Here is a 13,171-nt window from a genome sequence, read left to right as displayed (position 1 = left end):
GCGACGCTGAACCGGAATCCGATGCGCAAGTTGTCCCTGCGCAACCTCGCCGCGCACAAGGTGCGCCTGATCCTGACGGTCCTCGCCGTGGTGCTGGGTACCGCGTTCGTGACCGGATCGTTCGTGTTCACCGACACCCTGCAGCGCACCTTCAACGGCCTGTTCGAGGACGCCGCGAAGGGCGTCGACGTCCGGGTCTCCACCCCCGAGCAGGGATCGAGCGGGGTCCCGCTCTCCGACACCGCCACGATCGAGGCGGTCCCCGGCGTACGCACGGTGGTGCCCTCCGTCAACGGCCAGATCGTGCTCCTCGGCGTGGACAAGGCGCCGGTGCAGACCGGCGGCGCGCCCAGTCTCGGGGAGTCGTACCTGCCGCCGGACCGCGCACTCGGTGACCCGCCCGAGTTCATCGCGGGTACCCCACCGGTCGCGCCGGGACAGATCGCGCTGAACGAAGGCGGTGCCGACAAGGCCGGCCTGAAGGTCGGTGACACCACCCAGGTCCTCGTCCCGTCGCACGGGGTGTTGAGCGTGGAGGTGTCGGGAATCTACGAAAGCCCGACGGACACCGGTGGATTCATCGGTGCCCTGTTCGAGGCGGGGCAGGCGACGGAACTGTTCACCGACGGCACCCACGCGAACTACCTCGACGTCGCCGGTGACGGTACCGTCGGGCCGGAGCAGCTGAAGGAGGCGATCGCGACCGCGCTGCCCGACACCAAGGTGCAGACCGGTGCGGAGGTCCGGGACGAGGTCGAGGCGGAGGTCACCTCGGCGCTGAAGTTCGTCAACTACTTCCTGCTCGCGTTCGGTGCGATCGCCCTGCTCGTCGGCACGTTCATCATCTACAACACCTTCTCGATGATCGTCGCGCAGCGTCTGCGGGAACTCGCGTTGCTGCGGGCGATCGGTGCCAGCCGCGGGCAGGTCGGTCGCTCGGTGGTCACCGAGGCGCTCGTGGTCGGGGTGCTCGGCAGCGCGATCGGCATCGCCGCCGGTGTCGCCCTCGCCTACGGGCTGCGGTCGATGCTCAACGCGTTCGACGTCGGATTGCCGTCCGGCCCGCTGCAACTGGCCCCCCGCACGGTCGTCGTCGCGTTGCTCATCGGCGTGCTCGTCACCGTGGTCAGCGCATACGCGCCGGCCCGGCGGGCCGCGAAGACCCCGCCGGTCGCCGCGATGCGGGAGGAGTTCGCCGCCGCAGGCGACACGCTGCGGGTCCGCACCCTGATCGGCTCCGCGTTCGCGGTGCTCGGCGTGGTGCTGCTGGTGATCGGTGCCCGCGGTACCGGTGGTGGTGCCGCCGCGACGGTCGGACTCGGCGCCGCGGCCCTGATTCTCGCGGTGCTACTGGCCGCGCCGGCCCTGTCGCGGCCGGTGGTCGGGGCGCTCGGGACGGTGTTCGCCCGCCCGTTCGGCGCGGTCGGTCGGCTGGCCCGCACCAACGCCGTCCGCAACCCGCGGCGCACCGCAGCGACGGCGTTCGCGCTGACACTCGGGCTGATGCTGGTGACGGTGATCGGGGTGTTCGGGTCGTCCGCGAAGGCCAGTGTCGACGAACTCGTGGACACCGGCATCCAGGCCGACTACATCCTCACCGGGCCGCAGCAGATCGGCGTTCCGGTCGGGGCGGCCGCGGCCGCGGCGAAGGTGCCCGGGGTCGCGACGGCGGTGTCGCTGCACGGGGTGTCGGTCAAGATCGACGACGAGCAGACGATGGGCACCGGCGTCGGCGGCCAGCTCGACGGGGTGCTCGACTACCAGCTCGTCGAGGGCAGTGCCGCACTGGACGGCAACGTGGTACTCGCGTCGGAGTCCTTCGCGGCCGAGAAGGGGTGGAAGCTCGGCACCCCGATCGTCATGACCAACAAGGACGGCGACACGGTGACCGCCGAGCTGACCGGCATCTACGCCGAGAACCAACTGCTCGGCGACTGGGCCACCACGCAACAGGTCTACGAACAGGTCACGCCTGCGGTGATGCGCGCGGACTGGGCGGTGCTGATCAAGGCGCAACCCGGGGCCGACCTGACCGCGATGCGCGGCGAGATCGAGAAGGCCACCGACCCCTTCCTGGTGGTGCAGGTCAAGGACCGCGACCAGTTCAAGGGGGAGCAGGGCCAGCAGATCGACACCCTGCTGGCGGTCCTGTACGGGCTGCTGGCATTGGCGGTGGTGATCGCGATCCTCGGCATCGTCAACACGCTCGCGCTGTCGGTGGTCGAACGGCGCCGAGAGATCGGCATGCTGCGCGCCGTCGGCATGCAGCGCCCGCAGGTGCGCCGCACCATCTACATCGAGTCGGTGCTGATCGCGGTGTTCGGCGCCGCGGTCGGGGTGCTGCTCGGTCTCGTGTTCGGGTGGGGATTCGTCCGCACCCTCGCCGACGAGGGCCTCGGCACCGTCGCGGTGCCGTGGGGTCAGGTGATCGCGATGCTCGTCGGGTCCGGGATCGTCGGCGTCCTCGCCGCCCTGTGGCCGGCGAGCCGCGCCGCCCGCACCAAGCCGCTGGAGGCGATCGCGGGGGTGTAGGAACCGGTGAATCAGGCTGTGCCGGTGGGTGTCACACCCACCGGCACAGTCGATTTCTCTGGAAAGCCGGCGACGTGTGTCGCGTCGACATGTGTGACTTCCAGGCCGGGCCGATCGCTCCTGGCGCGGTTCAGATTCCTACCGCGCGCCTGCCTGCGGTCGCCCCTCCGTCCACGACCAGGTCGTGACCGGTGACGTAGTTGGCCTCGTCCGAGGCGAGGAACAGGACCCCTTCCGCCATCTGGGACGGATTCGCGGCGTATCCGATGGGTTGGAGCTTGTCCAGAATCTCGACGACTCCCTCCACGTCCGGCACCATTCCGGTGAGCATTGTCCCCGGCGAGATGGTGTTCACCCGCACGCCTTGGGATGCCAGCTCGATTGCGCATGCCTTCGACAGCGCGACCACCGCTGCCTTCGTGCCGCAGTAGACAGCCATTCCTTCCGACGGGGAACAACCGCCGTTCGACGCCGTGTTGACGATGACGCCGGACCCTTGTTCCGCCATCACCCGCGCCGCCGCCCTCGTGCCGTAGAAGACCCCTCCGAAGTTGACGGCCACCATTCGGTTGTACTCGTCGTCCGTCGTCTCGAGGACGGGCGTGGTGGCGATGACGCCGGCGTTGTTGCACATCACGTCGAGCCGCCCGAACCGGGCCACAGTGCCTGCAACCAGCGCATCGACCTCCACCGGGTTGCCGACATCGGTGCGGACGAATTCGGCACCGGTCGCGCTCGCCACCGCCTCCCCCGCCACCTGGTTGACGTCCGCGATGACGACACGGGCACCTTCGGCGATCATCAATTCGGCTGTCGCGCGGCCAAGTCCGGACGATGCGCCGGTAACGATGACGACCTTGTCCTGCATGCGGTTAGTCACTTGTCCACCCTTCCGAGTTGTCTTGCCGAACTGCCGATTTCGACGACCGCATCGCGATGGAGGTTCTCGCATCGTTCTTTCAGCGCCACGGCGGTGTCGTCGAATGCACGTTTCACCCACTCGCCGCTGTCGGCCATGATCTGGTGCGCGACCTCACCGAGGAATGCGTCCGTGGAGTAGTAGCGACAACGATTCTCGTCGATGCGCTCGATGACCTGATCGCGTCGGGCGGCATCCCGGCAGTCGGCTGTCGGTAGCAGCTCCCACGACAGCAGACGCTCCGGCACGACGGCGCAGACGTACTCGGTGTACGGGAAGATCCCGTCGCCACCCGTGTAGTCCGTCAGCGTCATCTCGACGGGTGCACCGATTTCCAGCTTTGATCTCACCGCGACGCAGAATGGGTTCCAGAGCGGATAGCTGTCGAAGTCCGTGAGAACCCGCCACACCACGCTCGCGGGCGCCTCGATCTCGACCTCGACGGATCGAACCAGCGTGGCCGGGTCATAACTCGGGATTGGCAATTCAGGCATTCAACCTCCAATAGTGAGAGATATTGACCATCGTGTTCGCCGCGTGTGCGGTCGCCCGTTGCAGCCAGGGATGCAACGGAGCCCACGGCGGTCAGCGGATGAGCGTCCCCATGTCGACCGGGATCTGCGCCCCGGTGATGTGACGAGCTTCCTCGGACGCCAACCACGCGACCGTCGCCGCGATGTCCTCGGGTTCGCTTTCGGAGTCAGGCAGGGCATTCATGAAGATCGGGCCCAGGGTTGCACCATGTTCGGCGATCATCTGCTGCATTTCGACGGGCTGCATATCGGTACTCACCCCGGCGGGGTGGACGGGTCACACGGTCGCCGGGGCGAACCTCGGGTAGTCGAGGTAGCCCTCTGCCCCACCGCCGTAATACGAGTTCGGATCGGGCTCTGTCAGGGGCCACCCGTTCTGCATGCGCTCGACAAGGTCGGGGTTGGCGATGAACGGCTGCCCGAACGCGGCCAGGTCGATCACGTTCTTCTCCATCAAGTCCTCTGCCAGTTCTCGGGTCATACCGCCCGCGAGGACGATCGTTCCCCGGTACTCCGCTCGGAACTCGGTGAAAATATCGACCCCGACGGCGCGACCGCCGGCCGGAAGTTGATCGATGAGGTGCACGTAGGCGAGGTTCCGGCGGGACAATTCGGACGCCAGATACAGATAGGTATCAACGGTTTCGGAGTAGGCAGGCATGTCGAACAGCTCACTGAACGGCGAAAGCCGGACCCCGACGCGGGTGGACCCGATCGCCTCACTCACCCGATCGACCGTCTCGAGGAGGAACCGGGCACGATGTGGAACGGACCCACCGTAGCGATCGGTTCTCGTGTTGCTCGAGGGGTTGAGGAACTGCTCGAACAGGTAGCCGTTGGCGCCGTGCAATTCGACGCCGTCGAAGCCGGAGGCGTTCGCGTTGGTTGCGCCGCATGCGAAGTCACGAATCACCCTGTCCACTTCCTCTGTGGACAACGGCCGGGGGGTGCTCACATCGACGAAGCCGATGGTGTCGTCGTCGACGAACGCGAAGGTCTTGCACTCGCGGGCCGGTACTGCACCGGCACTGACAGGCCGCTGCCGATCAGGCTGGAGCGAGGTGTGCGAGAGTCGGCCGACATGCCAGAGCTGGGCAAAGATACGGCCCCCCTCGTTGTGGACGGCATCGGTCACCATTCGCCAGCCGGCAACCTGTTCCCCGGACCAGATTCCCGGAACGAACGCATATCCTTGGCCTTCGGGGGAGATCGGTGTGCCTTCGGTGACGATCAATCCTGCGGTCGCGCGCTGGCGGTAATACTCCGCCGTATCTGCGCCCGCGATGGTGTCGTTGCTGCGGGCCCGCGTCATGGGGGCCATCACCACGCGGTTCCTGAGAGCGATGTCACCGAGTCGGTAATCGTCAAACAACCGAGTCATCTGATGTTCGGCGCGGATACGCCCTCGTTCACGAGGGAGATGCAGCGCCGTCCTCCTTCCGAGAGTGTCGTGGTGTCGGGAAAACCTTGTCGGTGGGCCCGGTTACCAAGCCGGGCATGGGGATCGAGATGGTGCGATACAAATGCCGGTTGCGCCGGGTCTGCCTCCTCGGCAGACGGGTGACTCGGCAAGGGACGCCTGTCTCGCCCTCATGGGTGACGGCGAGTGGACAAACGGTGGCCGGCGGACTCAGAAGCCCGACATGTCGTACGGGTACTTGTTGGTCGCCCCGCCGTCGACGACCATCACCTGTCCGGTGATCGTCCGGGCGAGGTCGCTCACCAGGAACACCAGGGCGCTCGCGACGTCGGCAGGCATTGTCACCCGCTGAAGCGGTATCTGGGTGCGGGTGTTCTCGAGCGCATCGGCGTCGAGGATCGCTGAGATCCGGGGTGTGAGGACGAATCCAGGAGCGACCGCGTTGACGCGAATGCCGAACGGTCCCAGCTCAATTGACGCAGAGCGGACCAGCGATCCGAGTGCGGCCTTGTACACGCCGTAGGCGGCGTGCACCGGAGAGCTGCCGATTCCGGAGACCGACGAGACGAAGGTGATGGAGCCGTCGCCACGGTCACGCAGCCGGGCGCCGAAATGCCGGATCGCGAGGACCGCGTGGCGCAAGACGATGCCCTCCTCCCATCGCCAGTCGTCGTCGGTGATGCCGAGCAGGGGGCCGTATCGCGCCATACCAATGACGTCGACGACGCCGTCGATCTCGCCCGCACGCTCGGCCAGCGCAGCCATGTCGGCGTCGTCGGTGGCGTCGACCTGCTCGGCTGTGGCAGCCGCGCCGATCTCTGCGCACACGTCGGTGGCACGGTCCCGGTCGATGTCGACGACGACCACTGTGGCACCGAGCTGAGCGAGTGCATGAGAGACCTGCCGCCCCATTCCCTGTCCGCCGCCGAGCACGAGGTATCGGCGTCGCGACAGGTCGAATCGACTGCGGTACTCGACGAGCCGGTCACTTTCGGCGCGGTCGACAGACGGCGCATGGTCCTGAGTCATGTGAACTCCGATCGAGAGACTGTGTGGCCCTGATGTTTGCGGCCCAGAAGCGTAAGGACCACGGGGTCGAGAACAGTGCGTGTCACACCGGCTTCGACGACAGTGAGGGCTCGTCGGCCGAATCCGCCTCGACCGGCTCGATGTCACCTGTCATGAGCGTTGCTTCGGGCGCAGCGTTACTGTTGCTGTTCGGCATGGTGACAATCACCAGGATGCCCAACAGTGCTGCGGCGCCGACGACGACGGAAGCTGCGTAGGGGTTCCCTGTCACCGCGGTGAGCTTTCCTGCGAGGTAGGGCCCGAGCCCGCCGCCGATCGCCGAACCGAGACCGAATCCGATTGCAGCGCCGGTGTAGCGAACCGCGGCCGGGAAGGCCGACGTGAGTGTCGCGTACACAGGGACAGCGGAGGCTCCGGCCAGTCCGACGAGGAGCATGTGACCGAGCGTGGTGACGATCGGATTCCCGCCGGTCGCCTTGATGACGTACATGATCGGGAACATCGTCACCAGAATGATGCCCAACCCCAGGATCATGGTGTTCCTTCGGCCGCTCCTGTCGATCATGAATCCGGCGGCGAATCCGATGGCGATGGCGAAGGTCGATCCGGCGGTGGCCAGCCAGGCGGTGGCGCCAGGGGTCATACCGACCTCGCGCTGAAGGAACAGTGGCATGTACGCCGGAATCACGTAGCCGATCGCGAGAACCGATGCGCTGATTGCGATCACACGCAGCAGTGTCACGGGGTAACCCTTGACGACCGAACGCAGCGGGGCGGACTGGACCTTGTGCTTGCCCGCGAGTTCCGTGAATTCAGGTGATTCCTCCAGCCGGGTACGCAGGTACAGCACGTACAGCATCAGCGGCAGCGACATGAGGAGAGGAACGCGCCAACCCCAGCTGGCCATCACGTCCTCCGAAGACAGGGATGTGGTGACGGCGACGACCAGCGGAGCAACTGCGGCACCGAATGCGAATCCCACCGGGGTCATCGCGCTCAGGAAGCCGTAGTTCTTGGCGGATGCGTGTTCGGTGACGAACGTGGCCGAACCCATCTGCTCCCCGCCGGCGAAGAATCCCTGCATCAGGCGCGTGAGAACGAGCAGCACGGGGGCAAGGATTCCGACGGCGGAGTGCGTCGGCAACAGCCCCATCAGGATGGTGGCGCCACCCATGCCGGAGATGGTGAGGATCAGCGCGAATCGACGACCGTAGCGGTCACCGATTCGACCGAAGACGATGCCTCCGATCGGGCGCGCAAGGAATCCGGTGCCGAGGACCGCGAGCGAGCTCAGCATTCCAGCCGTAGGGTTGTCGCTGGGAAAGAACTTTGGAGCCAGGTAGGCGATCAGGAAAGTGAAAACCATGAAGTCGTAGGCTTCGACGGCGGTTCCGAAGAAGCCTGCCAGTGACGCCCTGCGAACCAGGCCGGGTGACGGCGCAATCTCGGGTGAGCTCATATTGATCCTGTTCGGTGTCGTTCGATGTGATGACCGAGTGGAAATTCGATGCTGACGTCGAGCGCGGGGCTCCCATTCGTGGCCGCACCGGCGATGTTCGCGACAGCTCTGCAGAAGCTGCTCTACGACAATGCCTTTCACGTACTCGACCGGCAGGGGCATGCCACGGAGGTCCCCTGTGGTCGAGGGGAGCGACCTGCGGTCGTGTTCGCGGATCGCCCCAGCGGCGAGTGGTGACTGCCGTCACAGTAGCCAGTGGCTACGATTGCGTCAACAAGTGAGGCGGGGTCGCCTCGTCACCACAGGCGCAACGGGTGCGAATCGAAGCAGTATCGGCCGCTCTCCGTCGATTTCGGCGCCGGTGATCGTGATAGGGTTCGCGCGATATGGAAGCCCTCCGCGACCGCACCGAACGCCCCGACGAAGTCTGGACCACGCCGCAGGCGGCCGAGTTCCTCGATATCAGCCGGCAGGCGATCAACAAGCGCGTCCAGAACAGGAAGATGCTCGGCTATCCAGGCCACGGCGCTACGCTGTTCCCTGTATGGCAGTTCGATCTGGAGAAGCGCAGGGTCCGTCCGGAGATCCCCGAGTTCCTTGCGGCGTTCGCCGAGGATGTCCAACCGCACGCCATCGCCCGGTGGTCGATCGCGAGAATCGACGAGTTCGATCGGACGCCTGCTGACCTGTTGCTCAGTCCGGACTCGAAGGTGGATGCGCTTCGGTTGGCCGACAACTTCGTAGCCGGACCGATCGAAGAGGGTCTCATATCGGATGCCGAGTCCGATTCGAATCGCGCGGGCAACGAGATCGCTGAGTGGAAACCGTCTCGAGAGGGGGAGACCGGCGCGCAACACGCCATCCTTCTCGCAGCAGCGGATCTCTTCTCGCGCAAGGGGCCGGCGAAAGTGTCGCTACGAGAGATCGCCGCCGCGGCGGGTGTGTCGTACGGCCTGATCTATCGGTTCTATCGAACCAAAGAGAACCTGTTGGCGGCGGTGATGGAGTTGCTCGTCACCTATGGCGGCGAGCGTCTGTCCAGTGAGGAAGACGCGTACGCCGCGATCGAGAACTCGTTCGGCGCTGATGTCGACGCGGGTCAGTTCGGCCGGATGCTGATGTGGGCGGTCTCCGAAGGAACCCGACCGGATCGCCTTCTCGGTGGAGTCCGGTCCCGGGGCTATCGATCGCAGATCGACGCCTTGTGGGAGAACCCGGTCGAGCCGCAGGTGCGGGCCGAGTTCGATTCGAACGTGCTTGCGTCCCTGGTCGCCCTCGTCGGCTCGGTGTGGGATCTGTACGAGCCGTATCTCACGGTGCTCGCGGACAATTCGGATCGCAGTCGCGAAGACGTCCGGCAGGAAGTCGCCGACATGCTCAAGGTCCTCGTCTACGCCACCCGGCCGAACGGGTAGCCGGCCCGGCAATCGGAGAAGCCGAAACGCGCGGAAGGCCCCGTGGGCACTTCACGCGCGTTCACCGGCGAGATCTGGAGCCGACGTCAGGCCGGCATCAGCAGGACTCCGCGGTCGAGCCTTCCGGCCCGGGCGTCGTCGATCAGCGATTCGAAGTCCTCCAACTCGTATGTCTTGGTGACCAATTCGTCGAGGAGGAGCCGACCGGACCGGTACAGATCGAGGTACTTGGGGATGTCTGCGCCCGGTCGCGACGATCCGTAGCGGCAGCCCAGCACCGAGCGATCCATGTAGAAGGTGGTGGCCGGGACCGACAGCTTGGCCTCCGGACCGGCGACACCGAGCATGATCAACTGCCCGCCCCAGTCGAGCATTTCCATCGCCTGGCTGGTGATCGCCTCGCCGCCGACGCAGTCGAATACGTGACGGGCCCCGCCGTCGGTGAGCTCACGGACAGAGGCGACGGTGTCGCCCGCGGTCGCATCGATGAAGTGGGTGGCGCCGAAGAGGCTCGTCTTCGACTGCTTGTCGGGGTTCGTGTCAATGGCGACAATTGTCGCCGCGCCCGCGACTCGAGCGGCCTGAATGACGTTGAGGCCGATGCCGCCCGCGCCGATGACGACCACCGAGTCGCCGGGGTTGACGCGGGCCCGGTTCAGCACCGCTCCGGCGCCGGTCAGCACTGCGCAACCGATCAGGCACGCCGTCGACAGCGGGATGTCCTTCGGGATCGGCACCGCCTGCCCGGCCTGGACGACGATTCGCTCGCTGAAGGTCGAGAGCGTCGCGAAGTTGTGGATCGGGGTGCCGTCGAGCTCGAACGGGGTTGCCGTTTTCCCGAACGACTCGCGGCACATCGTGGGATGACCCGAGGTGCACGAGGCGCACTGGCCGCACGTCGCCAGCGTCGACAGCACCACGTGGTCGCCGACGGACGGCATGGTGACGCCCGGCCCGACGGCCTCGACGACGCCCGCACCCTCGTGCCCGAGGATCACCGGGGACGGGAACGGGATCTTTCCGTTGACCACGCTCAGGTCGCTCTGGCACAGGCCGCTCGCGACGATGCGGACCTGGACCTCGCCGGGGCCCGGGTCGCGGACGGTGACGCCGTCAACCAGCCTGTTGGTGGTGCCGTCGAAGACAATTGCTTTCAATCTTTGGCCTCGCTGTTCTATGAGAACCCACCCGCACACTGCGCGCGAGCGCGGCGAGTTGCGGTGGGAAACAAACGGTGATGAGGAAAAACCTGACCCCACTGTGGATTCCGTCTCAACGCTGGTGATGCTAGGGGCGGACACTTCCACCGTCAAGCTCCCCGGAGACAGGTTGGCGCTGCACGCCGTGCACGTCGCCGCAGCGGGGCGGGCGTCCCGCAAGAGTGGCGACGGCTCCCCCCGAAAGCCTCGTGACCTCCGGTGATGATCACATCAACGCACCATTGTTGACGCTTGCGTAGCCAATGGCTACAGTGATGCCAGTCACGGTGCGCAGGTGCGGTGATCTGTGGACACGATCGCGGGTCGCTCGACGTGCTCCGGCGGACCGCTGCGTCGGTGCATGCTCACCGGCTTGCGATCTGTGAAAGCCCTTGTCGTAGAGCAGATTCTGTGCAGTTGACGAAAGTGCCTCTGTTGCAACAGTTCAGGAGGATGAAGTGGCACCCATGGCGTTATCGATGAACCCCACGGGGTGGTTCCAGATCGGTTGGTCAACCGACCTCGAAGCCGGCGCCGTCAAACCGCTGCGGTACTTCGGTCATGACCTGGTCGCCTACCGCACCGAAGTCGGCCGCCTGGTGGTTCTGAACGCATACTGCGAGCACCTCGGTGCCCACTTGGGGCATGGCGGCTCGGTATCCGGCGACGACATCCGGTGCCCGTTCCACGGCTGGGAATGGAGCCCGGAAGGCCGCAACACCTGCATCCCGTACCAGAAGGCCACGAACCGTGTCCGCAGGATCGGTACCTGGGCCGTCGCCGAGCGTGACGGAATCATGTACATCTGGCACGACGTCGACGGCGGCGACCCGCTGTACGACGTGCCCAGCATCTTCGACCTCTTTCCGGGTTCCGGTTCGGCGAGCGACTATCACGAGATGGGGGAGGCCGGCCGCTTCGAGACCGCCGAGCTGCCGATTCATCCGCAGTACGCCGCGGAGAACGGTGTCGACTTCGCGCACTTCAAGTACGTCCACCGCGCCGACGAGCTCCCGACGGTCGTGGGCCGCGAGTTCGGTGAGCACGACTTCAAAACCGAACTGGCACTGAACTTCAAGCGTCGCGGCGCGGACGGTGAGTTTGAGATTGTCGAAGGCCGCACCCATGCCTCGCTCCTGGGCCTGGGACTGGGCTTCTCGTACGCCTACGGTGTCGGCGGCATCTGCGCGCTGACAGCGGTGACCCCCGTCGACGACGAGCGCTCGGTCCTGCGGTTCTCCGCGTGGGCGAGCAAGGAAGACGGCGAGGACGACGCCCGAGTGGCCAAGCGGCAGCGCAGTGCAGTCGGACAGCTCAAGGCCGACATCGCAATCTGGGAGCACCAGCGCTACACCGAGCCGCCAGGCCTGGCGACCGCCGAAGCCGCAGGTTTCCGCGATATCCGCAAGTGGGCTCGTCGTTTCTACCCCGAGGGTCACCTCGGTCACGGCGCCGCCGAGCAGACCGCAGCGACCGACGAACAACAGGCGGAAGACACGTAATGAGACTGGAACTGGCACAAGAGCACGAGGCCTGGCGGGCCGAGATCCGGGAGTTTCTCGACGCCGAGCTGCCGAAGGAGCATGCCTTCAACCCCGAATTCGACGACGCCCCGGATCGGTGGGCGATCGCCGTCGAGTTCAGCACGAAGATCGCGGCCAAGGGATGGATCGGACTGACCTGGCCGAAGGAGTACGGCGGCAAGGGACTACCCCCGATCGCGAACCAGATCCTCCTGGAGGAGCTGTACGCGGCCGACGCGCCGATGATCAATTCGGTCGGAATCTTCCTCGCCGCGGGCACCATCCTGGTGGGCGGCACCGAAGAGCAGAAGAAGCGCCTGCTTCCGGACATCGCGGACATGCGAACTCTCTGGGCCGAAGGCCTCACCGAACCGGAGGCCGGCTCCGACCTCGGCTCCCTGCGGACGAAGGCCGTCAGGGACGGTGACGAGTGGGTCATCACCGGAGAAAAGGCGTTCACGTCCTGGGGGCCGATGTCAGACGTGCTGTACGTGGCCGCTCGCACTGCGACCGACACCAGCTCGCGCGATGCGATCAGCATCTTCGTGGTCGATCTGCGCAGTCCCGGAGTCACCCTCCACCCGATGCGCAACTACGGCGGCGGCGTCCAGTCCAGCACCCACCTCGATCACGTTCGAGTGCCGGACACCTCGCTCATCGGTGAAGAGGGCATGGGCTGGCAGTACATCATGCGTGCCTTCTACGCGTCGGGCACCGTCGAGCCGATCTACGCGATGCAAGAGGCCCGGCTGCGCGATCTGATCGCGTACTGCAAGACGATTCCGGGCAAGCTCGACGATCCGCACGTGCAGGCCGGCCTGGCCGAACTGGCCGAGATCGTCCAGACGCAGCGTCTGCTCGCCTACGAGATCATCGGCGACAACGCGGGCGGTCGGCAGACCCCGTGGGGTGGCGGCGTCCAGCAGGTCGCAGCCAAGGAATACGAGCCCCTGTTCGCTCAGATCTACGACCGCGTGCTCGGCCCGACCAGTCAGCTGCGGTCGGGGTCGTCATACGCCCCCCTCAATGGAAAGCCCGAGGCGTGGTACCGGCAGTCGTTTGCCAACCACGCCGGAGGAACGTCCCAACTCAAGCGGATGGTGCTCGCGACGCGGGGCCTCGGCCTGCCGCGATAGGAGCAG

Annotated in this window: 11 protein-coding genes; 4 read left to right on the top strand and 7 right to left on the bottom strand. The window is 66.0% G+C overall.

What is annotated here, in order from left to right; genetic code table 11:
• The first annotated feature begins 21 nt into the window (after window positions 1–21).
• Entirely contained in the window at window positions 22–2,532 is a 2,511-nt protein-coding gene (locus tag ACWDUM_RS00950; RefSeq protein ID WP_450132539.1) for an ABC transporter permease, read from the top strand.
• Window positions 2,533–2,662: 130 nt separating this feature from the next.
• Here ACWDUM_RS00950 and ACWDUM_RS00945 read toward each other — a convergent pair whose 3' ends face one another.
• The 6 genes from ACWDUM_RS00945 to ACWDUM_RS00920 form a co-directional block, all read right to left on the bottom strand.
• Entirely contained in the window at window positions 2,663–3,412 is a 750-nt protein-coding gene (locus ACWDUM_RS00945) for an SDR family NAD(P)-dependent oxidoreductase (RefSeq protein ID WP_450132538.1), read from the bottom strand.
• A complete protein-coding gene (locus ACWDUM_RS00940; protein ID WP_450132537.1) occupies window positions 3,409–3,945 on the bottom strand; it encodes an SRPBCC domain-containing protein in 537 nt (178 codons plus the stop codon). Before ACWDUM_RS00940 ends, ACWDUM_RS00945 begins: the two co-directional genes overlap by 4 nt.
• Window positions 3,946–4,036: 91 nt before the next feature.
• Window positions 4,037–4,243, bottom strand: coding sequence for an SDR family oxidoreductase (locus ACWDUM_RS00935; protein WP_450132536.1), 207 nt, complete (start codon window positions 4,241–4,243; stop codon window positions 4,037–4,039).
• 18 nt (window positions 4,244–4,261) lie between these two features.
• Complete coding sequence (locus tag ACWDUM_RS00930; protein WP_450132535.1) at window positions 4,262–5,365, bottom strand: alkene reductase; 1,104 nt, start codon at window positions 5,363–5,365, stop codon at window positions 4,262–4,264.
• Between the two features lie 249 nt (window positions 5,366–5,614).
• Complete coding sequence (locus ACWDUM_RS00925; protein WP_450132534.1) at window positions 5,615–6,433, bottom strand: SDR family NAD(P)-dependent oxidoreductase; 819 nt, start codon at window positions 6,431–6,433, stop codon at window positions 5,615–5,617.
• Window positions 6,434–6,515: 82 nt separating this feature from the next.
• Window positions 6,516–8,054 carry an MFS transporter gene (locus ACWDUM_RS00920; RefSeq protein WP_450132533.1) on the bottom strand — a complete coding sequence of 513 codons (1,539 nt, stop codon included), beginning with the start codon at window positions 8,052–8,054 and terminating at the stop codon, window positions 6,516–6,518.
• Between the two features lie 224 nt (window positions 8,055–8,278).
• Here ACWDUM_RS00920 and ACWDUM_RS00915 point away from each other — a divergent pair, with 224 nt between their 5' ends.
• Entirely contained in the window at window positions 8,279–9,307 is a 1,029-nt protein-coding gene (locus tag ACWDUM_RS00915) for a TetR/AcrR family transcriptional regulator (RefSeq protein ID WP_450132532.1), read from the top strand.
• 86 nt (window positions 9,308–9,393) lie between these two features.
• Here ACWDUM_RS00915 and ACWDUM_RS00910 read toward each other — a convergent pair whose 3' ends face one another.
• On the bottom strand, window positions 9,394–10,464 hold the full coding sequence (locus ACWDUM_RS00910; RefSeq protein ID WP_450132531.1) for a Zn-dependent alcohol dehydrogenase: 1,071 nt from the start codon (window positions 10,462–10,464) through the stop codon (window positions 9,394–9,396).
• Between the two features lie 521 nt (window positions 10,465–10,985).
• Between ACWDUM_RS00910 and ACWDUM_RS00905 the strand changes: the two genes are divergently transcribed.
• Together ACWDUM_RS00905 and ACWDUM_RS00900 are read left to right on the top strand one after the other, a co-directional pair.
• Window positions 10,986–12,008, top strand: a complete 1,023-nt coding sequence (locus tag ACWDUM_RS00905; RefSeq protein ID WP_450132530.1) for a Rieske 2Fe-2S domain-containing protein — start codon at window positions 10,986–10,988, stop codon at window positions 12,006–12,008.
• A complete protein-coding gene (locus tag ACWDUM_RS00900) occupies window positions 12,008–13,165 on the top strand; it encodes an acyl-CoA dehydrogenase family protein (RefSeq protein ID WP_450132529.1) in 1,158 nt (385 codons plus the stop codon). Before ACWDUM_RS00905 ends, ACWDUM_RS00900 begins: the two co-directional genes overlap by 1 nt.
• The last annotated feature ends 6 nt before the right edge of the window (window positions 13,166–13,171 follow it).

Source organism: Rhodococcus sp. NPDC003322 (genome assembly GCF_053589555.1).
This window is presented reverse-complemented; position numbering and strand designations above follow the sequence as displayed.

Bases quoted from the DNA above. Each gene is read 5' to 3' on its own strand.
- ACWDUM_RS00950 (WP_450132539.1), top strand. From the start codon at position 22: ATGCGCAAGTTGTCCCTGCGCAACCTCGCCGCGCACAAGGTGCGCCTG.
- ACWDUM_RS00940 (WP_450132537.1), bottom strand. From the start codon at position 3,945: ATGCCTGAATTGCCAATCCCGAGTTATGACCCGGCCACGCTGGTTCGA.
- ACWDUM_RS00930 (WP_450132535.1), bottom strand. From the start codon at position 5,365: ATGACTCGGTTGTTTGACGATTACCGACTCGGTGACATCGCTCTCAGG.
- ACWDUM_RS00925 (WP_450132534.1), bottom strand. From the start codon at position 6,433: ATGACTCAGGACCATGCGCCGTCTGTCGACCGCGCCGAAAGTGACCGG.
- ACWDUM_RS00920 (WP_450132533.1), bottom strand. From the start codon at position 8,054: ATGCCCCTGCCGGTCGAGTACGTGAAAGGCATTGTCGTAGAGCAGCTT.
- ACWDUM_RS00915 (WP_450132532.1), top strand. From the start codon at position 8,279: ATGGAAGCCCTCCGCGACCGCACCGAACGCCCCGACGAAGTCTGGACC.
- ACWDUM_RS00905 (WP_450132530.1), top strand. From the start codon at position 10,986: ATGAACCCCACGGGGTGGTTCCAGATCGGTTGGTCAACCGACCTCGAA.
- ACWDUM_RS00900 (WP_450132529.1), top strand. From the start codon at position 12,008: ATGAGACTGGAACTGGCACAAGAGCACGAGGCCTGGCGGGCCGAGATC.